This is a genomic window from Catellatospora sp. NPDC049609, assembly GCF_040675365.1.
Taxonomy (GTDB): domain Bacteria; phylum Actinomycetota; class Actinomycetes; order Mycobacteriales; family Micromonosporaceae; genus Catellatospora.
Genome location: NZ_JBFAOU010000145.1, coordinates 1 through 20,886, shown reverse-complemented (window position 1 = coordinate 20,886; position 20,886 = coordinate 1). Strand labels below are relative to the sequence as shown.

Annotated in this window: 24 protein-coding genes and 1 pseudogene; 18 read left to right on the top strand and 7 right to left on the bottom strand. The window is 72.0% G+C overall.

Annotated features, from left to right (window positions below; genetic code table 11):
* From AB0J67_RS30040 to AB0J67_RS30030, 3 genes are all read left to right on the top strand, one after another.
* On the top strand, positions 1–486 hold a 486-nt coding region (locus tag AB0J67_RS30040), incomplete at its 5' end, for an ATP-binding protein (RefSeq protein ID WP_363487100.1).
* 46 nt (positions 487–532) lie between these two features.
* Positions 533–925 carry a hypothetical protein gene (locus AB0J67_RS30035; RefSeq protein WP_363487098.1) on the top strand — a complete coding sequence of 131 codons (393 nt, stop codon included), beginning with the start codon at positions 533–535 and terminating at the stop codon, positions 923–925.
* Between the two features lie 127 nt (positions 926–1,052).
* On the top strand, positions 1,053–1,367 hold the full coding sequence (locus AB0J67_RS30030) for a hypothetical protein (protein WP_363487096.1): 315 nt from the start codon (positions 1,053–1,055) through the stop codon (positions 1,365–1,367).
* A 183-nt stretch (positions 1,368–1,550) separates the two neighbouring features.
* Here AB0J67_RS30030 and AB0J67_RS30025 read toward each other — a convergent pair whose 3' ends face one another.
* Positions 1,551–2,789: an FAD-dependent monooxygenase gene (locus tag AB0J67_RS30025; protein ID WP_363487095.1), complete on the bottom strand. Its 1,239-nt coding sequence runs from the start codon at positions 2,787–2,789 to the stop codon at positions 1,551–1,553.
* Positions 2,790–3,192: 403 nt separating this feature from the next.
* Between AB0J67_RS30025 and AB0J67_RS30020 the strand changes: the two genes are divergently transcribed.
* Positions 3,193–3,411: a hypothetical protein gene (locus tag AB0J67_RS30020; RefSeq protein ID WP_363487093.1), complete on the top strand. Its 219-nt coding sequence runs from the start codon at positions 3,193–3,195 to the stop codon at positions 3,409–3,411.
* Complete coding sequence (locus tag AB0J67_RS30015; RefSeq protein ID WP_363487091.1) at positions 3,383–3,769, top strand: hypothetical protein; 387 nt, start codon at positions 3,383–3,385, stop codon at positions 3,767–3,769. The genes AB0J67_RS30020 and AB0J67_RS30015 overlap by 29 nt, the downstream gene beginning before the upstream one ends.
* Before the next feature lie 107 nt (positions 3,770–3,876).
* Here the strand turns inward: AB0J67_RS30015 and AB0J67_RS30010 are convergent, their stop codons facing one another.
* Positions 3,877–4,269, bottom strand: coding sequence for a MerR family transcriptional regulator (locus AB0J67_RS30010; protein ID WP_363487089.1), 393 nt, complete (start codon positions 4,267–4,269; stop codon positions 3,877–3,879).
* Positions 4,270–4,411: 142 nt separating this feature from the next.
* Between AB0J67_RS30010 and AB0J67_RS30005 the strand changes: the two genes are divergently transcribed.
* From AB0J67_RS30005 to AB0J67_RS29965, 9 genes are all read left to right on the top strand, one after another.
* Positions 4,412–5,743 carry a hemolysin family protein gene (locus AB0J67_RS30005; protein ID WP_363487087.1) on the top strand — a complete coding sequence of 444 codons (1,332 nt, stop codon included), beginning with the start codon at positions 4,412–4,414 and terminating at the stop codon, positions 5,741–5,743.
* Complete coding sequence (locus AB0J67_RS30000) at positions 5,740–6,813, top strand: hemolysin family protein (RefSeq protein ID WP_363487085.1); 1,074 nt, start codon at positions 5,740–5,742, stop codon at positions 6,811–6,813. The genes AB0J67_RS30005 and AB0J67_RS30000 overlap by 4 nt, the downstream gene beginning before the upstream one ends.
* Positions 6,814–6,842: 29 nt before the next feature.
* The gene (locus tag AB0J67_RS29995) at positions 6,843–7,955 is read left to right on the top strand and encodes a sporulation protein (RefSeq protein WP_363487083.1); all 1,113 of its coding nucleotides are present in this window, start codon (positions 6,843–6,845) and stop codon (positions 7,953–7,955) included.
* Positions 7,956–8,033: 78 nt separating this feature from the next.
* Positions 8,034–8,855, top strand: a complete 822-nt coding sequence (locus AB0J67_RS29990) for a Bax inhibitor-1/YccA family protein (protein ID WP_363487081.1) — start codon at positions 8,034–8,036, stop codon at positions 8,853–8,855.
* A gap of 93 nt (positions 8,856–8,948) precedes the next feature.
* A complete protein-coding gene (locus AB0J67_RS29985; protein ID WP_363487079.1) occupies positions 8,949–9,398 on the top strand; it encodes a hypothetical protein in 450 nt (149 codons plus the stop codon).
* 151 nt (positions 9,399–9,549) lie between these two features.
* A complete protein-coding gene (locus AB0J67_RS29980) occupies positions 9,550–10,302 on the top strand; it encodes an ABC transporter ATP-binding protein (protein ID WP_363487077.1) in 753 nt (250 codons plus the stop codon).
* Positions 10,299–11,621: an FtsX-like permease family protein gene (locus tag AB0J67_RS29975; protein WP_363487075.1), complete on the top strand. Its 1,323-nt coding sequence runs from the start codon at positions 10,299–10,301 to the stop codon at positions 11,619–11,621. The genes AB0J67_RS29980 and AB0J67_RS29975 overlap by 4 nt, the downstream gene beginning before the upstream one ends.
* Before the next feature lie 14 nt (positions 11,622–11,635).
* Entirely contained in the window at positions 11,636–12,877 is a 1,242-nt protein-coding gene (locus tag AB0J67_RS29970; protein WP_363487073.1) for a histidine kinase, read from the top strand.
* The gene (locus AB0J67_RS29965; RefSeq protein WP_363487071.1) at positions 12,874–13,536 is read left to right on the top strand and encodes a response regulator transcription factor; all 663 of its coding nucleotides are present in this window, start codon (positions 12,874–12,876) and stop codon (positions 13,534–13,536) included. The genes AB0J67_RS29970 and AB0J67_RS29965 overlap by 4 nt, the downstream gene beginning before the upstream one ends.
* 111 nt (positions 13,537–13,647) lie before the next feature.
* Here the strand turns inward: AB0J67_RS29965 and AB0J67_RS29960 are convergent, their stop codons facing one another.
* Positions 13,648–14,301, bottom strand: coding sequence for a response regulator transcription factor (locus AB0J67_RS29960; protein WP_363487069.1), 654 nt, complete (start codon positions 14,299–14,301; stop codon positions 13,648–13,650).
* A complete protein-coding gene (locus tag AB0J67_RS29955) occupies positions 14,298–15,398 on the bottom strand; it encodes a histidine kinase (RefSeq protein ID WP_363487067.1) in 1,101 nt (366 codons plus the stop codon). The genes AB0J67_RS29960 and AB0J67_RS29955 overlap by 4 nt, the downstream gene beginning before the upstream one ends.
* 129 nt (positions 15,399–15,527) lie before the next feature.
* Here AB0J67_RS29955 and AB0J67_RS29950 point away from each other — a divergent pair, with 129 nt between their 5' ends.
* Positions 15,528–15,905, top strand: a complete 378-nt coding sequence (locus AB0J67_RS29950) for a DUF6069 family protein (protein WP_363487065.1) — start codon at positions 15,528–15,530, stop codon at positions 15,903–15,905.
* A gap of 196 nt (positions 15,906–16,101) precedes the next feature.
* On the opposite strand, the gene AB0J67_RS29945 is transcribed toward AB0J67_RS29950, so the two are convergent.
* On the bottom strand, positions 16,102–16,509 hold the full coding sequence (locus AB0J67_RS29945) for a hypothetical protein (RefSeq protein WP_363487063.1): 408 nt from the start codon (positions 16,507–16,509) through the stop codon (positions 16,102–16,104).
* On the opposite strand from AB0J67_RS29945, the gene AB0J67_RS29940 reads away from it, so the two are divergent.
* Positions 16,454–17,413, top strand: a complete 960-nt coding sequence (locus AB0J67_RS29940) for an ABC transporter ATP-binding protein (protein ID WP_363487061.1) — start codon at positions 16,454–16,456, stop codon at positions 17,411–17,413. The genes AB0J67_RS29945 and AB0J67_RS29940 overlap by 56 nt on opposite strands.
* A gap of 148 nt (positions 17,414–17,561) precedes the next feature.
* On the opposite strand, the gene htpG is transcribed toward AB0J67_RS29940, so the two are convergent.
* Positions 17,562–19,412 carry a molecular chaperone HtpG gene (htpG, locus tag AB0J67_RS29935; RefSeq protein WP_363487102.1) on the bottom strand — a complete coding sequence of 617 codons (1,851 nt, stop codon included), beginning with the start codon at positions 19,410–19,412 and terminating at the stop codon, positions 17,562–17,564.
* Positions 19,413–19,576: 164 nt separating this feature from the next.
* Between htpG and AB0J67_RS29930 the strand changes: the two genes are divergently transcribed.
* Both AB0J67_RS29930 and AB0J67_RS29925 read left to right on the top strand, forming a co-directional pair.
* Entirely contained in the window at positions 19,577–19,801 is a 225-nt protein-coding gene (locus tag AB0J67_RS29930) for a hypothetical protein (RefSeq protein WP_363487059.1), read from the top strand.
* A 337-nt stretch (positions 19,802–20,138) separates the two neighbouring features.
* Positions 20,139–20,564, top strand: a complete 426-nt coding sequence (locus AB0J67_RS29925; RefSeq protein ID WP_363487057.1) for a Rieske (2Fe-2S) protein — start codon at positions 20,139–20,141, stop codon at positions 20,562–20,564.
* Positions 20,565–20,776: 212 nt separating this feature from the next.
* Here AB0J67_RS29925 and AB0J67_RS29920 read toward each other — a convergent pair.
* A pseudogene (locus AB0J67_RS29920) lies at positions 20,777–20,886 on the bottom strand (SDR family NAD(P)-dependent oxidoreductase); the annotation flags it as partial.

The following is a 20,886-nucleotide window of genomic DNA, read 5'->3' as shown; positions in this document are numbered from 1 at the left end:
GTCGTGACTTCGGCGACAGCGGCGCGGGCCGCGGACTCGTCGACGATGCTCTTGTCGGCGGCGAATGCGCACAGTCCACCCATCGGCCGGCCGCCCGGCCCTGGGCACACGGCGGCCGCGGTGAGCGCCGTGTCGATCGCGCTGCCCGGTGGATCGGCCAGCGCGGCAGTGGCACGAGAGTTCGTCGGGTTGCTGCTGCGCTCCTGGCGGCTCAACGAATGCAACGGCGATGTCCTGCTGCTCGCCTCGGAGCTGGTCAGCAATGCCGTGCTGCACGGCGGCGGGGCTGCGGCGATGACCGTCGAGCGCACCGACCAGGTGCTGCGCATAGCGGTCGCCGACCGCAGCACCGCTGCACCGCGACCCCGCAGGCCCGACGTCGACGGAGGCTTCGGGCTCGGGCTCGTGCACCGCCTGTCGCAGCGCTGGGGAACCGAGCCGACTGCCGACGGTAAAGTCGTCTGGCTGGAATATCGCCTGCCGTGAGCGTAGTCAGTCGTGCCTGCACACCGTCCTGCGAACCGGAGGCGCCATGATCGAAGTGAGCGAGCTGATCGGCGTGTACCACGCCGACGGCGGCCTGATCGGTGAGCTGGCCTACCTCATCGGCAAGGCACGCGGGGCGGCGCACTGCGGCCTGTGCGACGTGACCCACCGTGGCGTACGCCGCAAGCGCGAGTGGGACGACATGGTCGCCGCCACGGGCGTGCCGTTCCGGCTGGTCCACCTCAACGAACGCGACGCCGACGTCGAGCACGCCAGCCGCGCCCACACACCCTGCGTCCTGGCGCGCACGGCATCCGGGCTGGTGCTCCTGCTGGGGCCGGTGGATGTGGACCGGTGTGACGGCGACGTGGGCACCTTCGCCGCGGCGCTGCGCGCGGCCGCCGCCGACCGAGGGCTGCTGCTGCCCCATCTCGCCTGACGGGAACAGCCGAGGGCTGCCGGCGCGGCCGCGCAGCGTGGCGAACCGTCTGCCTTGGACGCATCCACGAGGGCGACGACCGCCGTACTCCAAGGTGAGGACGTTGTCTTCCCACCAAGGAGGAAACATGAACAAGGCAACCAAGGCGGTCGGCCTGGGCCTGGCAGCGGCGTTCGCCAGCCTGGCCTTCGCCTCGCCGGCGGCTGCCGCCGCGCAGGCCACCCCCCGTGAGGGCGCGGCGTGCGTGCGCGCCGGTGTGAGCACGCTGATCAAGCTCGGCCTGCTGCGGGACGCGGCGCTGCGCCGGATCGACTACTCCACCCTCGCCGACCCGGCCAACGGCCCGATCTTCGCGGACCTGCCCGAGGGGTCGTACCTGTCCCTGGGCACCGTGGTGAAGCTGCACTACACCAACCCGGAGCTGTTCGCCTGGTGCAAGTAGCCGGCCGGTAGGGCCGACGCGGTCTGGTGTGATCACGCAGGTCCGGCCGGTCTGCCCATCGCTTAACAGCGCGGTGGGCAGACCGGCCGGGCCTGCGCCGTTTCCGGCTATCCGGCAGGCACAGGTGCGAGCGGGCGGCGACCTGCGTGTCCGCCCAGGTGGCACGCCGCACGGGCCGGCAGCTCACGCGGTGAGGATCTCGGGACTCACCTGGGGGGTGCGTACCGCGTCGCTGGCCCGTTTGCCCGCCCATCGCGCCAGGAGCGGCGAGCGGCTCAGCCATCGGAGGGTGAACGGCGGGCGGGGGTCGCCGCGCTGCAGGGCGCTTCGGCTGACGGCCTCGATGCGGCTCTGCTCGCGCTGCGCTGCGTCGGCGACCGGTCGCCTGGCGCGCTCCACCGACCGGCAGGCGTGGTCCAGTGCCGCGGTGTCGCCGACGATGAGCGGAGCGACCAGTGCGTTGGCGGCTTGGACGGCGTCGGCCAGCGCGTGGTTGATGCCGTTGCCTCCGACCGGGGAGATGACGTGGGCGGCGTCGCCGATGAGCAGCAGGCCCGGCATGGTCCAGGTGTCGACCTGGGTGATGCGCACGTTGAGCAGGGTGAGCTGGTTGAAGTCGGTCAGGGTCCGGATGCGGTCGGCGAGCCAGGGCATGTGTTCGGCGACCACGGCGTGGACAGGCGCCAGACCGGTGGCACGTGCTTGTCCGACCGTGCCCGCGGGGATGCCGTAGCCCAGCTGCCAGCGGGTGCCCTGGTTCAATGCGACCAGGTACCGCCCGGGCGAGGCGTACAGGTCCAGGCCGCTGAGCGGCGGGTCGTCGGCAGCGTCACGGGCGACGTCGAACCACAGCAGGTCCGAGCCGACACCGAGTTCACGCGTCGCGGTGCCCGACAACAGCCGCACTTTCGACGACCGGCCGTCTGCCCCGACGACGAGGTTGGCGCGAAGCTCGTGCTGCCGGCCCTGAGCGTCGGTGTACACCACGCCGACGACCCTGCCCTGATCGCGGATCAGGCGGCCGACCCGGCAGTTCATCCGGATCTCGTAGGACGGCCGGGTGACGGATTCGCCGACCAGGAAGGCCAGGAAGTCCGGTTGTGGCACCAGGGCGTAGAAGCCGTAGCGGTCGCTGGCGCTGCTGAAGTCGCTGAGCACGTAGACGTGCTCGTCGGTATGCCAGCAGAACGCCGTCGCGCGGGTGTGCACCGTGCCGGCCAGCAGGCGCTCGGCGAGTCCGAGCTCGGCGAGCAGGTCGAGGGTAGCCGGGCTGAGGGTGTCGCCGCGGAAACGCCGTTGGAAGTCCGAGTGGGATTCCAGCAGGGTGACCTTGACCCCGGCACGAGCCAGAAGGTAGGCGAGCATCGCACCAGCGGGGCCGGCGCCGACGACGACGCAGTCTGTGTCGTGCTGACCGGTCACGGCCGCAACCGTCCCCGCACCCGAGCCCGCCAGCACGCCGAGATCGCCATATGGGCAGCGTAGGTCGGCTATCGCCGCCTGCGGGTCACTTCAGCACCGAAGGCGGCCGCGGCGACGGCCCGCGCGTCTTCACACCATGGTTCGCCGAGTCCGTTCGGTCGGCGGTCGCCGTTGCGCTGCCACTGAGTGGAGACGCCGTCGTCGTTCGACTCGATGTCAGTCAACGGATCGTTCGGTTGCCCGCCCGTAGGACCGCTGCCGCCCTCCAGGGAAGCCGCCAGCAAATCGCTGCACCAATCGACGCAACTTTGCCGATCATGGGTCGTCGTCACGTCCCTGCTGCGATGCTCGACAGGAAGACATCCGCCCGAGCCGTGGCGCTCGACAGGAAAGGACGGCGGCCATGACCGCAGCAGTGCAGGACCACGCGCAGATCGCCGACTTCGGCAAGGAGATGTGGGACTTCCTCACCAGGAAGCACGCGAGCATCTCGTACCACTTCCGCGACATGGAGGTGCACGTGCCTCGTCGTACGGGACCAGACTCACCCCGGGCCACCTGGGTCCTCAACGGCACGCTGGAGATCAGCACCAATGACCACGACGACTCGGCCCGCCGGTAACGGGGCCGCGTGCCGTCGGGTCCGGGTGTCCGGCAGCGTCGGGCTCACCGTCACCGCCGGAGGCCGGCACACCGCCGGACGCCTGGACGCGGCGCCGGGCCAGCCCTTGATCGTCACTTTCGACGACCCCGCACTCGCCCTGGCACAGCTGCCGCGACCCGCAACGCTGCGGGCCGCGGCCGCAACGCTGACGGCCGCGCTGGGTCGCATCGAGGTGCGGCGTGCGGACGGCACGTGGCTGCTGCGGATCTACTGGCACGCCGGTCGTGTCCGCCGATGGTGGAGCCCGGCGGGCCTGAGGGTGCTGCCCCGCGTCGCCGTCCTGAGCGCGACCACCCAACGGGGCTCCCGCTGGTAGGCCGAACCCCGACCCAGGTAGCGATACACGCCCATGGGCCGCTGCTGCCGGTCCAGCCCGGTCGACGCGATGTGTACCGCCGTTCCAGGTCCGCGCCTGGCCGGAGGTCAGCCGTCGGGCAGGGCGGCCAGCACCTCGGCCGCCAGGCTGAGCAGGTGGTTGGCCCGCACCGCCAAGGTCGTCGCCAGACCATGCCCGGCGCCGACGGTGCCGGCGGCGAGTTCGCGCAGCGCGGCCAGGTCGGAGTCCAGCCGCGCCAGGGCCGCAGCCAGATCGGCGCCGCCGGCTCGCAGGTGCGCGGCGATGTCCTCAAGCCCCATGCCCGAGCCTTCCAGCCGCTGCACGGTCGCGATCTGCTGCACCATGCCCGGGTCGTAGAGCCGGAACCCGCCCGAGGTTCGCGAGGCCGGTCGGATGAGGCCGAGGGTGGTGTAGTAGTCGACGGTGCGGTTGCTGACACCCGCCGCGGCGGCGAGTTCACCGATCCGCATCAACGCCATGACCAGCCTCTTCCCAGTAACCGTACAGCTTCACGTGTTAGTCTCGGCCCGTGGATGATCATAGCGCGGGCCACTCGGCCCGGCACCGGTCTCAATCCGTAGCGGCACCCCCGCCCGCCCAGGTAGGAGCGCTGGCTCAGCCGTGCTGATCATTGCCGGGTTGGCGCTGATCATCGCGCTGACCGCCGCAACCGCATACTTCGTGGCACAGGAGTTCGCCTACGTCGCCGCTGACCGCGGCGTGCTGCGCCAGCAGGCCGACCAGGGCGATCCCGCCGCCGGGCGGGCGCTGAAGATCACCGGACGGTTGTCGTTCATGCTGTCGGGCGCACAGCTGGGCATCACCGTCACCGCGCTGCTGGCCGGCTACGTCGCCGAACCATACCTGGGAGCGGGCCTGGCACCGCTGCTGCAGGCCGCCGGCCTGCCCGAAGGCGCGAGCCTTTCGGTGTCGGTCCTGTTCGCGCTGCTGGTAGCCACCGTCATCCAGATGGTCCTGGGCGAACTCGCCCCGAAAAACCTGGCGATCACGCGCCCCGAGCGGCTGGCCCGTCGGCTGTCGCGGTCCACGCTGATCTACCTCGCGGTGGCCGGGCCGCTGATCCGGGTGTTCGACGCCGCCGCCAACCGGCTGCTGCGTGCGGTGGGCATCGAACCGATCGAGGAACTGCCGCAGGGCGCCACCCGTGAGGATCTGGAACAGATCGTCGCCGACGCCCGCGACGGCGGACACCTCGACCGCGACACCGCCGCCCTGCTCGACTCCGGGCTGGACTTCCGGCTGCTCACCGCCGGCGAGGTCATGGTTCCGCGCGTCGACGTCACCGTGATCGCGGCCGACGACCCGGCATCTCGCCTGGTCGACCTGCTCGACACCGGCCACTCCCGGTTCCCGGTCATAGGCATCGGGGTCGACGACGTCATCGGCATCGTGTCGCTCACCGACGTCCTCGACGTGCCCGCGCACCTGCGGCCGGTCACCCCGGTCTCGACCATCGCGGTCCCCGCGGTCGTGGTCCCCGCCGCTGTCACCCTGCCCGCGGTGCTGGAGCGGCTGCGCACCGAACGCCGGCAACTGGCCGTCGTCGCCGACGAATACGGCGGCTTCGCCGGCATCATCAGCCTCGAAGACATCGCCGAGGAACTGGTCGGACCGATCCGCGACGAGGACGACCTGCCCGAAGCCCGGCCCGTGCGACAGCACGACGGCTCCTGGATCGTCCCCGGCCGCTGGCGCGTCGACGAGATCGCCGACGCCACCGGCCTCGACCTGCCCGCCGACGACATCTACGACACCATCGCCGGACTGATCCTGCACCGGCTCGGGCGCATCACCAGCCCAGGCGACACCGTAGACCTGCCGACCGCCGCACACGAGAGCGGCCGGACGGGACCGGTGCGGTTGACGGTGCTGGACGTGCAGCGCCACGTGCCGTTCAGCGTCCGCCTCGAACAGGTGGAGGCACACCGATGAGCGTCGCCACCGCCCTGGCCGCGTCGCTGGTGCTGCTCGTGCTCAACGCGTTCTTCGTCGCCGCCGAGTTCGCCCTGGTCGCCTCCAAACGCCACCGGCTGCAGCAGTACGCCGACGCCGGCTCGCGCGCCGCCAAGGCGGCCATCGCCGGCACCCGGGAACTGTCGCTCATGCTCGCCGGAGCGCAACTGGGCATCACGCTGTGCTCGCTGGGTCTCGGCGCGCTGGCCAAACCGGCCCTGGCAGACCTGCTCGACCCGCTGCTGGGCGCCCTGGGCCTGCCGGACCAGGCCGCCTACGTGGTCGCGTTCCTGCTGGCCCTGGCCGTAGTGGTGTTCCTGCACATGGTCGTCGGGGAGATGGCGCCCAAGTCGTGGGCGATCAGCCACCCCGAACGCTCAGCGCTGGTGCTGGCGCTGCCGTTCCGCGCGTTCGCGCGCCTGGCCCGGCCTGCGCTCAGCGCGCTCAACGCCTTCGCCAACGCCAGCCTGCGCCTGTTCAAGGTCGAACCGGTCGACGAACTCGCCCAGGCCCACGGCCCCGCCGAGCTGCAGCTGCTGCTGTCAGCCTCCGCCGAGCACGGGACGCTGCCACCGGCCGACGAGCGGCTGCTGTCAGCGATGCTGACCTTGAACAACACCACCGTCGACACCGTGATGGTCCCACCGGAGCAGATCGTCACCGTGGAGGCGGTCGCCAGCGCCGCCCGCGTCGAGCACATCGCCCGCGAGCACGGCCGCTCCCGGCTGGCCGTCACCGACCGGGCCGGGGTCATCACCGGGATCGTGCACGTACGCGACGCGCTCAAGGCGACCACCTCCGCCCTCGACCTCACCGCCAAGCAACTGGCGACACCGCCCTACCTGCTGCGCCCGAAACAGAGCGTCATGTCGGCGATCCGCGGCATGCGCGAGTTCAGAGCCCAGGTGGCGCTCGTCGTCGACGACCGGACGACCACGGTCGGGCTGGTCGCGCTCGAAGACCTGCTGGAGCAGGTCATCGGGCAGTTCGACGACGAAACCGACCCGATCATCGCCTCCCATCTGGCCACCCAGCACACCCGCAGATAGCCATCGCCGGCCCGTAAGAAAGGAACACCGTGGTCTTCAAGAAACTGCTCGCCGGTCTCGGCCTGGGCGGCGTCGAGGTCGACACCGTCCTGTCGCCCCACCCCGCCACCCCCGGCGCGGCGCTGACCGGGCAGGTCGACCTGCGCGCCAAGTCAGACACCGACATCACCGCGATCTGGCTGCTGCTGGTCGCCGACACCCCCTTCGGTGAGGCCGAACTCGCCCGCCAGCAGGTCGCCTCCGGCATTCGGGTGGCCGGAGGTTCGGCGCAGTCGGTGCCGTTCACCTTCGCCGTGCCCACGCACACGCCGTTCACCAGCCTGTACGGACAGAACCTGCCCGGCGGCGGCATCGGTGTGCGCACCGAGGTCGCCGTCGTCGGCGGCCGCGCCAAGGGCGACTGGGACCCGGCCCGCGTGGACGCGGGCCCGGCCCACCAGCAGATCATGGACGCCCTCGGCACCATCGGCTGCCGGTTCGTGCGCAGCGAGCTTCGTCCGGGCGCGGCCGCCGGGCTGCCCGTGCCGGTCGTGCAGGCGGTCACCTTCTATGCCCCGATTCCCGAGGGCCAGCAGCCTGGACCGCACATCCCGCTGCTGACCTTCATCTTCACCGCTGCCGGTGAGACGCTGACGGTGCTGGCCGAGCTCGCCGCGCGGCCGGGCAGCGCCGACCGGCACGACCTGTCGCCGACAGACATCGCCCGGTGGAGCGCCGAAGGCGGCTGGGTCGGCGAGGTCGACCGGTGGATCGTCACGGCCCTGGACAAGCTCGGCCAGTCCCCGGCCGCCGCCACCGGCGCCTTCATGCAACCGCACACCCCACCGCAGCAGCCCTACGGCCACTCCCCCGCTCCCGGGCACCGCGCCCCCGGCCACGGCAGCGCATACGGCTACGGCGGGCACGGCCACGGCGGCTACAAGTACGGCGGCTACCACGGCAAGCCGAGCATGGCCGGGGCCGTCGCCGCCGGTGTCGGCGGGGCCGCGCTGGGGTTCCTCGGCGGCATGGTGATCGGCGACATGATCGGCGACGCGTTCGCACCCGACGTCATGGAAGCTGCCGCCGACCCGGGCGCCGCTGCGGCCGACTACGCGGGATTCGACGACGGCGGCTTCGACGGCGGCTTCGAAGACTTCTGATCCGCGCGTCTCAGGCCCGGCGGCCCAGCCGCCTGGCCTGAGACGCCCCACCCAGGTCGTATTGAAGGAGACTCTCTCGTGAAGTCCTCAAACCCGGTGCTCGGGCGGCTGAGCGCCGCCGCGCAGCAGCCGACCTACACCGTGCCGGGCGCTGCCGCCCAGCCCTACTCCTACGGCGGGCGCACCTACCAGCAGCCTGCCGGCTACGGCTACCCCGAGACCGTGCAGACCGCCCGCGACGTCATGACCATCGACGACGTCGTGGTCAAGACCGTGTCCCTGATCGGCGCCGCGGTCGCCGCAGCGGCCGTCACCTGGATCGTCGTCCCGCCGCCGGCCATGGGCGCGGTATGGATCGCCGCGATGCTCATCGGTCTCGTGCTCGGCCTGGTCATCTCGTTCGCGCAGGTCACCAACCCGGTCGTGCTGTTCGCCTACGCGATCGTCGAGGGCGTGTTCCTTGGCGCGGTGTCCAAGGCGTTCGAGACCCGCTGGAACGGCATCGTCGCCCAGGCGGTCATCGCGACCCTGAGCGTGTTCCTGATCATGGCGATGTTGTACAAGGCACGGATCGTGCGCGCCACGCCGAAGTTCATGAAGGTCGTCATCGGCGCGGCCGCGGGCCTGGCCGTCGTCATGCTGGTCAACTTCGCCATCAGCCTGTTCACCGGCTCGGCCGGGCCGCTGCGCGACGGCGGCGGCATCGCGATCATCTTCTCGCTGATCTGCATCGTCGTGGCGGCGCTGATGTTCGTCGTGACGTTCCAGCAGATCGAGGACGGCATCGCCGCCGGGCTGCCCCGCAAGTACGGGTGGCTCGGCGCGTTCGGCATCCTCGTCGAACTCGTCTGGCTCTACCTGGAGATCCTGCGCCTGATCTCCTACTTCCAGGAAGACTGACAGTCCACAGCACGCGGCCCGTGCCACCTCCCCGGCACGGGCCGCACCATCCGACGCCCCCACCACCTGGCGCCGCTGGCCTACGCTGCGCGCGTGACCGACGCCCCGGAGCCGATACAGCGACGCGCGTTCCTACGAACGGTCTTCACCGGCAGCGACGAGCCGTTCGCGGGCCAGGTCGCGTTCCATCCGCTGCTCGCGCGCACCGTGCTCCTGCTCGCGGTGTTCACCGGCACGGTCGCGGCGGCACAGCGGGTCCTGAACGGCGACTGGCACGTCAGTGCGGTGCTTGCGGTCGCGCTGGCCGGCTGGGTGGTCGTACGCATCGCGTTGAAGCCGCAGGTCCGCCACCGCCGGCAGGCCCTGGCCGCGTTCGTGATCGTGGTACTGCTGCTCGGCCGGCGCGACGTCATGACCGGCACACCACTGACCCTCAACACCCTTGCCGCGGCTGTCGCCGGCGTGGCCGCATTCGCGGCCGTCACGCACCTGCCGCCCGGGATGTTCAGCCGCCGGCGCATCGACGACGAAGACCTCGGCTGACCGCGGACGTGGTGGCGCTGCGGGAGACGCCGAGCTCTCCTCAGGACGGAGCACGCGTGTGAACGACGACCGTCGCGGTGGTGCCAGCCCCACCTGTCGGCGTCGGAGCAGCACTATCGATCACGCGCGGTCGGTTGCCTAGCGTCGTGGCATGGACGCAGACACCCCCGCACTCGCGGTCGAGGCCCTCACCAAACGACACGGATCCGGAGCCGCCGCCGTGGAGGCGCTCGCCGGCGTCGACCTCACCTTCGCCCGCGGCACGTTCACGGCCATCATGGGCCCGTCAGGCTCGGGCAAGTCGACCTTTCTGGCGTGCGTGGCGGGCCTGGAACAGCCGACGTCAGGCCGCGTCCTGCTGGACGGCGCCGATGTCACGCACTGGGACGAGGCCAGGCGCACCCGGATGCGCCGAGACCGCATCGGCTTCGTGTTCCAGGACTTCAGCCTGGTCCCCTACCTGACCGCAGAAGAGAACGTGGCACTGCCCGCCCGCCTGGCCGGCCGCCGCGCCGATCCGCAGGCCGTACGGCAGGCACTGACCCGAGTGGGGCTCGAAAACCGCACCGGACACCTGCCCGGGGCCCTGTCCGGAGGCCAGCAGCAGCGGGTCGCCATCGCCCGCGCGCTGGTCACCCGGCCCGCCGTGCTGCTGGCCGACGAGCCGACCGGAGCGCTCGACAGCGGCACCGCCCGCGAGGTCCTGCGGCTGCTGCGAACCGCCGTGGACGAACTGGGGCAGACGACGGTGATGGTCACCCACGACCCGGTGGCGGCTGCCTGTGCCGACACCGTCGTATTCCTGGTCGACGGGCGGGTCGCCGGACGGATGGCCGCTCCCACCGCCGAAGCCGTCGCTGCGCAGTTGGCCCACCTCGACCAGCTCACCGGGGCGGCGCGATGACCGGGCTGGCAATGCGCTCACTGCGCCACCGCGTCCCGGCTGCCGTGGCGACCCTGGTGGCCGTCCTGCTCGGCTCGGCGCTGATGGCGTCTTTCGCCACGCTGGTGCAGTCGGCCGCCGGCGCGCACGACGCCGACCGCGAGCTGCTGATCATCATGGGCGCCGTGGTCGGCGGCTGGGGCTCGCTGATCGTGCTGTTCTCGGTGGCCTCGACCGTCGGCATCGTCGCCGAGCAGCGGCTCGGCGAGGCCGGGTTGCTGCGCACGATCGGCGCGACACCCCGGCAGGTGCGCGCCTTGATCGTGTATGAGGCCGCGGTCGTGTCGCTGCTCGCGGCGGCCGCCGGCGCCGCCGCCGGCGTGTTCGGCGGCCGAGCCCTCTTCGACGCCCTGCGACGCGGCGGTCTCCTCTCGCCGGCGTCGGCCTACGGCGGCGGTCCGGCCTCGCTGTCCGCGGCGGCGGCGGTCGTGGTCCTGGTCAGCGTGGTCGCCGCGGTGATCTCGTCGGGACGTGCCACCCGCGGCGCCCCCGGGTTCTCGCTGCGTCAGGTGGACGTCCCGGTGCGCCGCATGCGCTGGTGGCGGGCCCTGATCGGCACTGTGCTGGTGGCCTGCGGGCTGGGGTCGGCGGTGGTCACCATCACCGTCACCGGCAAGTCCACCGACGCATATGCCGCGATGCAGACCTCGGGATCGGCGTCGATCGTGGCCGGGGTCGGGCTGGCCACGCTGGCACCGGTGCTGCTGCGGCTGCTGGCCGTCCCGCTGCGCCCGCTGCTGGCCGGCTCCGGCAGCGGCTACCTGGCGGCCGAGAACACCACCCGGCGGGCCCACCTGTTCGCCGCGATGCTGGCCCCGGTCATCGTGTTCGTGTCGACGGCCGTCGGCACGCTGCTGATGGTCGGCATCGACAGCCGTACGCTCACCGCCGCCCGCGATCCCGAGGGCGTCGGCGACACCATCACCACGATCAACTCTGTGGTCATCGCGATGATCTGCCTTTTCGCCGCCATCATGGTGGTCAACGCCGCCGCCGCCACGGTGGTCCACCGCCGCCGCGAGCTGGACCGGCTGTGGCGGCTCGGCGCGAGCCGCGGCCAACTGCGCGCCGGCGTCGTCCTGGAGGCGGCGGTCGTGACCGTGATCGGGATCGTGCTCGGGCTGCTGGGCTCTACGGCCACGGCCGTGCCCTACGCGATCGTCCGCCACGAAGGGCTGGTTCCCGACGGCCAGCTGTGGCTGGTGCCGGTGGTCGCCGCCGTGGCGTTGGCACTGGCGCTCGCCGCGGCCTGGGGCGCGCAGCGCCGACCGGCCCGGTGAGAGACTCTCGGGTCATGGGGACCTCACAGGGCTGGCCGGCACCGCTGTCCGCGGTGCCGGCCGGTGCCGTCGACCGGGCCGGGGTGCTCGAACGGCTGCGGCTCACCGCGCTGTCGACCGGCCACGCGGTGGCGGGCATTCCGGCAGTGGTGCTGGCGCTGCTCATGACCGGCGCGTTCCCGGCGCTGCTGTCGCTGACCGGGTTCCTGATGCTGTGGCTGCTCGTCCCGCTGGCTGCCCGCCTGGCCCAGGCGCACCGCGCCGTGGCGGCCCGGGTGCTGGGCGAACCCGTCACCGCCGGATACGCCGACACCACCGGCAGCAACCCCGGCACCGCCATGATGATCTGGGTACGCGACCCGGCGCGGTGGCGCGACTTCGCGTTCTGCTGGTTCTCCGGCACCGGCGGTCTGCTCATGTCCCTGCTGCCGGTGCTGCTGCTGGCCGGACCGCCGGTTCACATCGTCATCGGAGCCGCACAGGGCAGCCTGCTGTGGAGCGCGGCCGCCTGGCTGCTGCTGGGGCCGTCGCTACTGGCCTGGTGGTTCGTCACCGCACCGATGGTCCGTGCCCGCCTGCGCGCCGACCAGGGCATCCTCGGCCACTCCGGCAGCGAGCAGCTGCGCCGACGAGTGGATCAGGTCGTCGAGTCCCGTACCGCGACCGTCGACCACAACGCGGCCGAGCTGCGCCGGATCGAACGCGACCTGCACGACGGCGCGCAGGCCAGGATCGCCGCCGCGGGCATGAACGTCGGGCTGGCGGAGAAGCTGGTGTACACCGACCCGGCATCGGCCGTCGAGCTGCTGCGCGAGGCGCGGCAGACCACGGTCAGCGCCCTGGAGGACCTGCGTACGCTCGTGCGCGGCATCCATCCGCCGGTCCTCGCCGACCGCGGGCTCGTCTGGGGTGTCGAAGCCCTGGCCATACCGATACCCATCCCCGTCACGGTCGCGCTGCGCCTGCCGCGCCTGGCCCCGCCGGTCGAGTCGGCGCTCTACTTCGCCGTCTCGGAATGCCTGGCGAACGTGGCCAAGCACGCCCGGGCGTCGCGGGCCTGGGTCGTCGGCGAGCACGGCGGCGAAACGCTGCGGCTGACCGTGGGCGATGACGGCTGCGGCGGCGCGGACCCGCGCGGCAGCGGCCTGGCCGGAGTGGCGCGGCGGCTGGCTGCCTTCGACGGGACGCTGACCGTGATGAGCCCGGCCGGCGGCGGCACCGAGGTGCGTATGGAGGTACGGTGCCAGGCGCGTTGAGAGCCCTCGTGGCCGAGGACCAGATACTGCTGCGGGTGGGCCTGACCAGGATCCTCGAGGCCAGCGGCATCGTCGTCGTCGCCGCCGTGGCCGACGCCGAATCGCTCGCCGCGGCGCTGACCCGCGACGATCTGGACGTCGCGATCGTGGACGTGCGGCTGCCGCCGACGCTGACCACCGAGGGCCTGGAGGCGATCATCAGGGCACGCTCGTCGCGACCTGACCTGCCCGTGCTGGTGCTCAGCCAGTTCGTGGAGCCGCTTTATGCCCGCGAACTGCTGGCCGCGGGCACCGGATCGGTGGGGTACCTGCTCAAGGACCGGGTCATCGACGTCGACGGGTTCGTGGCGGCCGTGCGCCAGGTCGCTGCCGGTGGCACCGTGCTCGACCCGGAGGTCGTGGCCGGGCTGCTCTGCGCCCGCCCGCTCGACCGCCTCACCGGCCGCGAGCGTGAGGTGCTCTCGCTCGTCGCCCAGGGCCGTTCGAACGCCGCCATCGCCGCCCGTTTGCACGTCACCGAGAAGGCTGTCGACAAGCACATCAACAACATCCTGACGAAGCTCGACCTGCCGCCGACCCTCGACGACAACCGCCGGGTCCTGGCCGTGCTGGCGTGGCTCGACGCCACGGCCGGCGGTGAGCGGGGCCCGGCACGGTGAGCATGTTCTTCGACATCTCGACGGTGGTCGAGACCTGTCGCCGGCGGGACGCGGCGACGGCCATGCGGGTCACCCGGAGGTAAGACCGGTCTGTCGCGCGGCGCGGGTGCGTCAGACCAGGCCGGCGTCGTGGGCGAGCATCGCGATCTGGGTGCGGTTGTCGACGTCGAGCTTGGCGAAGATGTGCGTCAGGTGCGCCTTCACCGTCGCCACGGTCATGCCGAGCATCGTGCCGATTTCCGCGTTGGACCTGCCCGCCGCCACTGCTGCCGCGACGTCGTACTCGCGGGGCGTCAGCTTGGCGAGCGCGGCACGGGCCCGCTCGTACGCGCCGCTGTCGGCCACGACGCGCGCCATCAGCCGCCGCGTCACCGCCGGGGACAGGAACGGCTCTCCGGCGTGGACCTGCCGGATGGCCTCGACGATGCGGGCCGGCGGGGTGTCCTTGAGCAGGAATCCGCTTGCCCCGGCGCGCAGCGCCCGGATCACGTGCTCGTCGGCGTCGAAGGTCGTCAGCACGATGACCTCGGGCGCGCGGGGTCTTGCCCGCACCCGGCGGGTGGCCGCGATCCCGTCGACGCCCGGCATCCGCAGGTCCATGAGCACGACGTCGACGGCGTGCCGGTCGAGCAGACCCGGGACCGCGCCGCCCTCGCCGGCCTCGCCGACCACGGTGATGCCCGCCGCGCCGTCGAGCATCATCGCCAGGCCGGCCCGCACGAGCGCGTCGTCGTCGACGATCACCACGCGCACCGGTCCGCTCATGCCGGCAACGGTAGCCATACCCGCAGCCTGAACTCGCCACCGTCGGCGTCCTGCTGCAACCGGCCGCCCGCCAGGCGCACCCGTTCGGCCAGCCCGGCCAGCCCTGAGCCGCCACCGGTCATGACGGCCGGCGCGACCAGGGCGTTTCGCACCTCGATGAGCAGGCTGCCACCTGCCTTACCGCTGAGGACGACGTCGACCGGTTCGCCGGGCGCGTGCTTGCGTGCGTTGGTGAGCGCTTCCTGCAGGACCCGGTAGGCCGCCTTGCCGACGGTGGGCGGGACCGCGGTATCGATGCCGCCGTCGACGCGGACGACCTGGCCGGCCTGTGCCCACTCGGCGACCAGCGCGGGTAGGTCGTCGAGCCCCGGTGCGGGCAGGTCGTCGTCGGTCGCGTCCCGCAGCAGCGTGATCACCTCGCGTAGCTCTCCCAGAGCCTGGTGGACGCCCTCGCGGACAACGCCTGCCGCTTCGGCGAGCCGGTGCGGCGGCAGATCGGGCCGGTACTCCAGCGCCCCGGCGTAGGTAGCGACCAGGGACAGTCGGTGGGCGAGCACGTCGTGCATCTCGCGGGCGATCCGAGCCCGCTCGGCCACGCGGGCTTCGGCGATGCGATGCGCCTGATCCTGTTCCAGTTGCGCGGCGCGCTGGCGCAGCGACGCCACCAGCTCCGCACGTGCCCGCCACCACGCGCCCCAGCCGACCAGTGCGGCGTGGGCCACGCCCATCAGCAGCAGCCACCAGCCGTAGGACAGGCCCTGCGGGGACCGCCACCAGCCCTGCACGGCCTGCGCGGCGACACCGAGCGCCGCGACGCGGGCGGCCGTGCCGAACGGGTGCAGGCGCGCGGTGACCAGGGTGCTCATGGTCGCCGCGGGGGTCGCGACCGGAGACAGCGCGGCGAGCAGGTTCGCCACCACGGCGCTGGGCACGTTGCGGCGCAGCAGGAGCGGCGTCAGCGCGACGGCGACCACGGAGGTGGCCACGTCGAGCAGCAGGTGACTGGTGCCCGCGCCCCACAGGACGACGGTGGTCAGCGCGGTCACCCCGACGGTCGACGCGGCGGTTGCCGCGGGTGGAGGCGCAGGGCTGGTCACGGGCCCAGGCTAGGCGCCGGCCACGCAGGCCGGCCACTGACCAAAGTCGTACGCGGTGAGCGCGAGCGGTCGATGTGGTCACCCGCGCCCGACGCAGACCATGAGCGCATGATGCGAACGAGCAGAATGGTGCAGCGGGGTTCCGTCGTCGCGGCCTCCGTCATCACGTCCACCATCACCTGGCTTTTCCTGCACGAACTCGCGCACATCGAGCTTGCGGTGCGCAACGGCGACACCGTCACCGACGTCGGTGCGGGTCCGGTGGCGGTGACCGCCGCGCTGGCCGCGCTGGCCGGGTGGGGTTTGCTGGCCCTGCTGGACCGACGGGCCGCGCGCCCGCGTCGTACGTGGACGATCATCGCCGTCTGCGTGTTCGTGATCTCGCTGCTCGGCGCGGCCGGTGGCGCGAGCCCGGCCGCGCAGGGCGCGCTGGTCAGCCTGCACGCGGTGGTCGCGGCGGTCGTGATCGCGGGCCTGGGCCCCACCGCCGCGCCGAACCGCCGATGATGACGCGCCGGCCCGCGGCGACGGGGGCGGCGGGCCGGCTGTGAGCACCCCGAGCCACCCCCGTCGCCGTCGCACCGATGGTCCGGTGCGACGGCGACGCAGTCGGCGGTCAGCGGGCCGGCGAACTCCTCCGGCCCGGCCGTGCCGTCGGCGTGACAGTAGTCGGCCGCCACCTTCGGCCCGGCCGCCGCCACGGTCAGTAGAAGGCGAAACCGTCGTTGCGGGCCCAGTTCACGCTGGTCGGATGCTGGTGGTCGTCGGCGTTGCAGGGTGCGGGCGAGGCCGGACCGGAGCAGTCCGTGTCGGCCGCGTACCAGTTGCCGCCGCCCCGGGTGGAGCCGACGTGGGAGCCGTACGGATTGTTGGCGGTGTAGTAGTTGGCGGTGCAGGCGCTCCAGTTGCCGGACGCGTCGAAGCCGGTGCCGCGGGTGGCGAAGTAGCCGGTGCCGACGCATGGGGCCGGGCAGTGGGCGACGAAGGTGTTGCCGTGGATCACGTTGTGCTGCGACGGCGTGCCGGTGCGCCAGCTGGCCAGCAGGAAACCGACGATGCCGTTGCCGCCGCCGGCCAGGTCCGAGCAGGGCGGCCGGCCGTCGGCGTCCACCCTGCTGCGCTGCATCGCCGGCTTCGAACACCTCGACGAGGGCGACATCGTGCTCGCCGGCCGCCCCGTCGCCGGGCCCCGCCTGCACCTGGCGGCCCACCGCCGCGGGGTGGCCGTCGTGCCGCAAGACGGCGCGCTGTTCCCGCACCTGGACGTGGCCGGCAACGTCGGCTACGGCCTGGACGCCGCCGGCCGCCGCAGCGACCGCATCGAGCAGGTGCTGACCCTCGTCGGGCTGGCCGGCTACGGCAGACGCATGCCGCACCAGCTGTCCGGCGGACAGCAGCAGCGCGTCGCGGTCGCCCGCGCGCTGGCGCCCCGGCCCCGGCTCGTCCTGCTCGACGAGCCGTTCAGCGCCCTCGACGCCGGGCTCCGCGCCGAACTGCGCACCGACGTGCGCACCGCACTGCTCGCCGACGGCGCCACCGCCGTGCTGGTCACCCACGACCAGGCCGAGGCGCTGTCGATGGCCGACCAGGTCGTCGTCATGCACCAAGGGCAGGTCCGGCAGCAGGGCAGCCCCGCCGACGTGTACCGATCGCCCGCCGACCCGTGGGTCGCCCGCTTCGTCGGCGACGCCGTGCTGCTACCCGCCGTCAGCGAAGGGCGAAACGCCCGCACCGCACTCGGCGGCATCACCCTCGCGCAGCCCCGCACCGGCACCATCACCGTGCTGATCCGCCCTGAGCAGATCCAGGTGACCGCGCCAGGGACCCACTCGCAGGCCGTGCCCGCCACCGTGGACCGCTGCCGCTTCCACGGCCACGACTCCGTACTCGACCTGCGACTGGACGACGGCACCGCCATCATCGCGCGGCTACTCGACGAGCCGGCCGCGTACGGTCCCGGTGCGCGCGTCCAACTCGCCGTACGCGGAACCGGGCACCCGTTCTCGGCGCAGTGACGGCGGGCTCTCGCCTGTCTCGGCGGTCGGCGGATACGCATAGCGGCCCCGCTTCGCAGGTGGCGGTCCGGTGTCCGGCCGGCGGACACCGGAGGGCACCGGACACGCCACCACCGCCGCGAAACACCTCGCGCCCGGGTGAGCGCGGTCAGAGGGTGCGCGACAGCCGGTCGGCGAGCCGGCGGGTGAACCCGGCCGGGTCGTCCAGCGCGCCGCCCTCGGCGAGCACCGCCATCGCGTGCAGCAGCTCGGCCGTCTCGGCCAGCGTGTCGTCGTCACCGCGCTCGCCGTGCGCGGCGCGCAGCTTCTCCACCAGCGGATGCTGCGGGTTCAGCTCCAGGATGCGCTTGGTCTGCGGCAGGTCCTGGCCCATCGCCCGGTAGAGCTTCTCCAGCGCCGGAGACGCGTCGAACGCGTCCGACACCAGGCATGCCGCCGACGTGGTCAGCCGGGTGCTCAGCCGCACCTGCTTGACCTTCTCCGCCAGACGCGTGCCCATCCACGCCAGCAGCGCGTCGTACTCGGCGGCGGGCGCCTGGTCGGACTCGGTCTTCAGCTCCACCTCGCCGCGGCTGGCCGAGGCGAACGCCTTGCCGTCGTAGTCGCCGACCAGGTCGACCCACATCGCGTCGACCGGGTCGTGCAGCAGCAGCACCTCGATGCCGTTGGCCGCGAACGCCTCCAGGTGCGGCGAGTTCTCCAGCGTGGCGCGGTGCTCGCCGACCAGGTAGAAGATCTCGGTCTGGTCGGGCTTCATCCGCTCGACGTACGCGCGCAGCGTGGTCGGCCGGGCCGGGTCGTGGGTGGAGGCGAGCTGGACCACGTCGAGGATCGCCGACCGGTTGTCGGGGTCGTTGACCAGGCCCTCCTTGACGGCCGGGCCGAACTCGCGCCAGAAGCCCGCGTAGCGGTCGGGATCCTTGGCGAGCATGTCCCGTAACGTGCCGAGGACCTTCTTGACCAGCCGGCGGCGGATCGTCTGGATCTGCCGGTCCTGCTGCAGGATCTCCCGGGACACGTTCAGCGACAGGTCAGCGGAGTCGACGACGCCCTTGACGAAGCGCAGGTACTCCGGCAGCAGCGCCTCGCAGTCGTCCATGATGAAGACACGCTTGATGTAGAGCTGCACGCCGCGCCGCGCCGCTCGGGAGTACAGGTCGTACGGAGCGCGGGCGGGCAGGAACAGCAGCGCGTCGAACTCCAGGGTGCCCTCGGCGCGCAGGTGGATCGTCTCCAGCGGGTCGGTCCAGTCGTGGCTGACGTGCCGGTAGAACTCGGTGTACTCCTCGGGCTTGATGTCGGCGGCGGGCCGCGACCACAGAGCCTTCATCGAGTTGACCGTCTCCGGCTCGGCGTCGGGTTGGCGCATCCGGATCGGCCAGGCGATGAAGTCGGAGTAGCGCTTGACGATGCGCCGCAGCACGGCCGGGTCGGTGTAGTCGTGCAGGTGGTCGTCCTCGTCGGCCGGCTTGAGATGCAACGTGACGCTGGTGCCGGCGGGGGCGTCAGGGACGGTGGAGATCTCGTACGTGTCGGTGCCGGTGGACTCCCAGCGGGTGCCGTCGGCCTCCCCCGCGCGCCGGGTCACCATGACGACCCGGTCGGCGACCATGAAGCTGGAGTAGAACCCGATGCCGAACTTGCCGATGAGCTCGGCGGTGCCGTCCTGCTTGGCCTGCTGCCAGCGGCTGACGAACTCCGCGGTCCCGGACCGGGCGATGGTGCCGATCAGCTCGACCACCTGGGCACGGGTCATGCCGATGCCGTTGTCGCGCACGGTCAGGGTGCGCTGCTCGCGGTCGATCTCCAGTTCGATGCGCAGGTCGCTGGTGTCCGCGTCGAGCTCCTTGTCGACCAGCGACTGCAGGCGCAGCTTGTCCAGGGCGTCGGAGGCGTTGGAGACCAGCTCCCGCAGGAACACGTCCTTGTTCGAGTATATGGAGTGGATCACCAGTTGCAGCAGCTGCCGGGCCTCGGCCTGGAACTCGAACGTCTCCACCTGACTCACCGCGATCCCCTTCCTGCGTTGGCACTCTCCCTACCGGAGTGCCAACGCAGATTTAGCATCACCGGCGGCGGCTTGGCAACTCGGCGGGCCGCCGACGTCGGCCTGTCACCGCATCGCCGGACGGCCGATCGCCGCCGAAGCTGACCGTCGGCCTGGTGCAGAAGGTCCAGGTAATCGGGGAAAGAACCGGCCTGCCGGGTGACGAAACCGCCGTCGTCCCAGGGGTGGTCATCGTGGCAATCCGCGACGCCACCGAAGTGCGGGTCGGCGACGTCGCAGCACAGGACCAGGTCGTGCGGCGGTTCGTCGGGATCAGCGGCGCCGGCGTCGACGCCCCGGCGACCGCAAGTCCGGCCGCGACCGCGCCAGCAGCTTCCTGATCAACATGCGCCAGTCCTTTGGACGGCGACAGCCGGTGCGATGTTCGTACAAGCCGGACCGGATGTTAGCGGCGTCCACCGTTGTGGCGTGCTCATGGAACGTCACGCAGTGCCCTGCTCACAGCATCCCTAGATCCCGCAGACACGCATGATGAGCACAGGCTTGCGCTGCTCGGGTGAGGCGGCCGGATTCACAGCGCCTCGGTCATCCTAGGAACCTTGGATACGGTCTTCCGCTGGAGCCGCCTGCCCTGCCGCCACGTTGGTCAGATACGGCAAAAGGGACACCGCGTGCCAATGATGACGCTAGGCTGCCGATTGCCGATCAACACCGGGGATGGTCATGGGCGCGACGCGACGAACACTACTGACCAGCACAGGCGCAGCAGCCGCTGGCAGCCTGATAGGCACCCAGGGCTCACCTGCCGCCTGCTCCGCCGAGCCTGCGGCCGACCCCGTCGAGCCCGTCGCCGACCCCGTCGTGCTCGGCCCGGCCACTGACATCCCGGTCGGCGGAGGCAAGGTCTACAGCACCGCGCTGGTCGTCGTCACCCAACCCGTAGCAGGCGACTTCAAGGCCTTCACCTCGATCTGCACGCACTGGGGCTGCCAGGTCACCGAGGTGGAGAACGACCAGATCATCTGCCGCTGCCACGGCAGCCGCTTCTCGGCGACCGACGGCTCGGTCGTCCTGGGCCCCGCCCCGTTGCCCCTCGGTCCGAAGGCCGTCACCGTCAAGGACGGCCAGATCACCCTCGGCTGAGCACAGCCCACCGCCGGTCGCATGCGGGCGCCTGAGCCACCCCGTCCGTCCGACACCGATCGCGCCTCTCGGGGTGTGCCGTGGACGCGGCTTGCTACGGCGCCGACCAACCGCGCCTGCAGCAGGCGAAGTCGGCGTACGACCCGCGGAGATCTCCGGCACGCGCTGCCGCCGCGCCCGGTCGGCAGCTGACCCACCACATGCAGCGCCTCGGAGATGCCCTCCAGGGCGAACTTGGTGGCGCCGTACATGCCGACGCCGGGCGCGGTGGCGAAGCCGCCGACCGAGCCGATGTTCAGGACGTGCCCGCCACGCTGCGCGC

Coding starts and splice junctions, on each gene's coding strand:
- AB0J67_RS30035 (WP_363487098.1), top strand. CDS start 533: ATGATCGAAGTGAGCGAGCTGATCGGCGTGTACCACGCCGACGGCGGC.
- AB0J67_RS30030 (WP_363487096.1), top strand. CDS start 1,053: ATGAACAAGGCAACCAAGGCGGTCGGCCTGGGCCTGGCAGCGGCGTTC.
- AB0J67_RS30020 (WP_363487093.1), top strand. CDS start 3,193: ATGACCGCAGCAGTGCAGGACCACGCGCAGATCGCCGACTTCGGCAAG.
- AB0J67_RS30015 (WP_363487091.1), top strand. CDS start 3,383: ATGACCACGACGACTCGGCCCGCCGGTAACGGGGCCGCGTGCCGTCGG.
- AB0J67_RS30010 (WP_363487089.1), bottom strand. CDS start 4,269: ATGGCGTTGATGCGGATCGGTGAACTCGCCGCCGCGGCGGGTGTCAGC.
- AB0J67_RS30000 (WP_363487085.1), top strand. CDS start 5,740: ATGAGCGTCGCCACCGCCCTGGCCGCGTCGCTGGTGCTGCTCGTGCTC.
- AB0J67_RS29980 (WP_363487077.1), top strand. CDS start 9,550: ATGGACGCAGACACCCCCGCACTCGCGGTCGAGGCCCTCACCAAACGA.
- AB0J67_RS29975 (WP_363487075.1), top strand. CDS start 10,299: ATGACCGGGCTGGCAATGCGCTCACTGCGCCACCGCGTCCCGGCTGCC.
- AB0J67_RS29970 (WP_363487073.1), top strand. CDS start 11,636: ATGGGGACCTCACAGGGCTGGCCGGCACCGCTGTCCGCGGTGCCGGCC.
- AB0J67_RS29960 (WP_363487069.1), bottom strand. CDS start 14,301: ATGAGCGGACCGGTGCGCGTGGTGATCGTCGACGACGACGCGCTCGTG.
- AB0J67_RS29940 (WP_363487061.1), top strand. CDS start 16,454: ATGCCGTTGCCGCCGCCGGCCAGGTCCGAGCAGGGCGGCCGGCCGTCG.
- AB0J67_RS29925 (WP_363487057.1), top strand. CDS start 20,139: ATGGTCATGGGCGCGACGCGACGAACACTACTGACCAGCACAGGCGCA.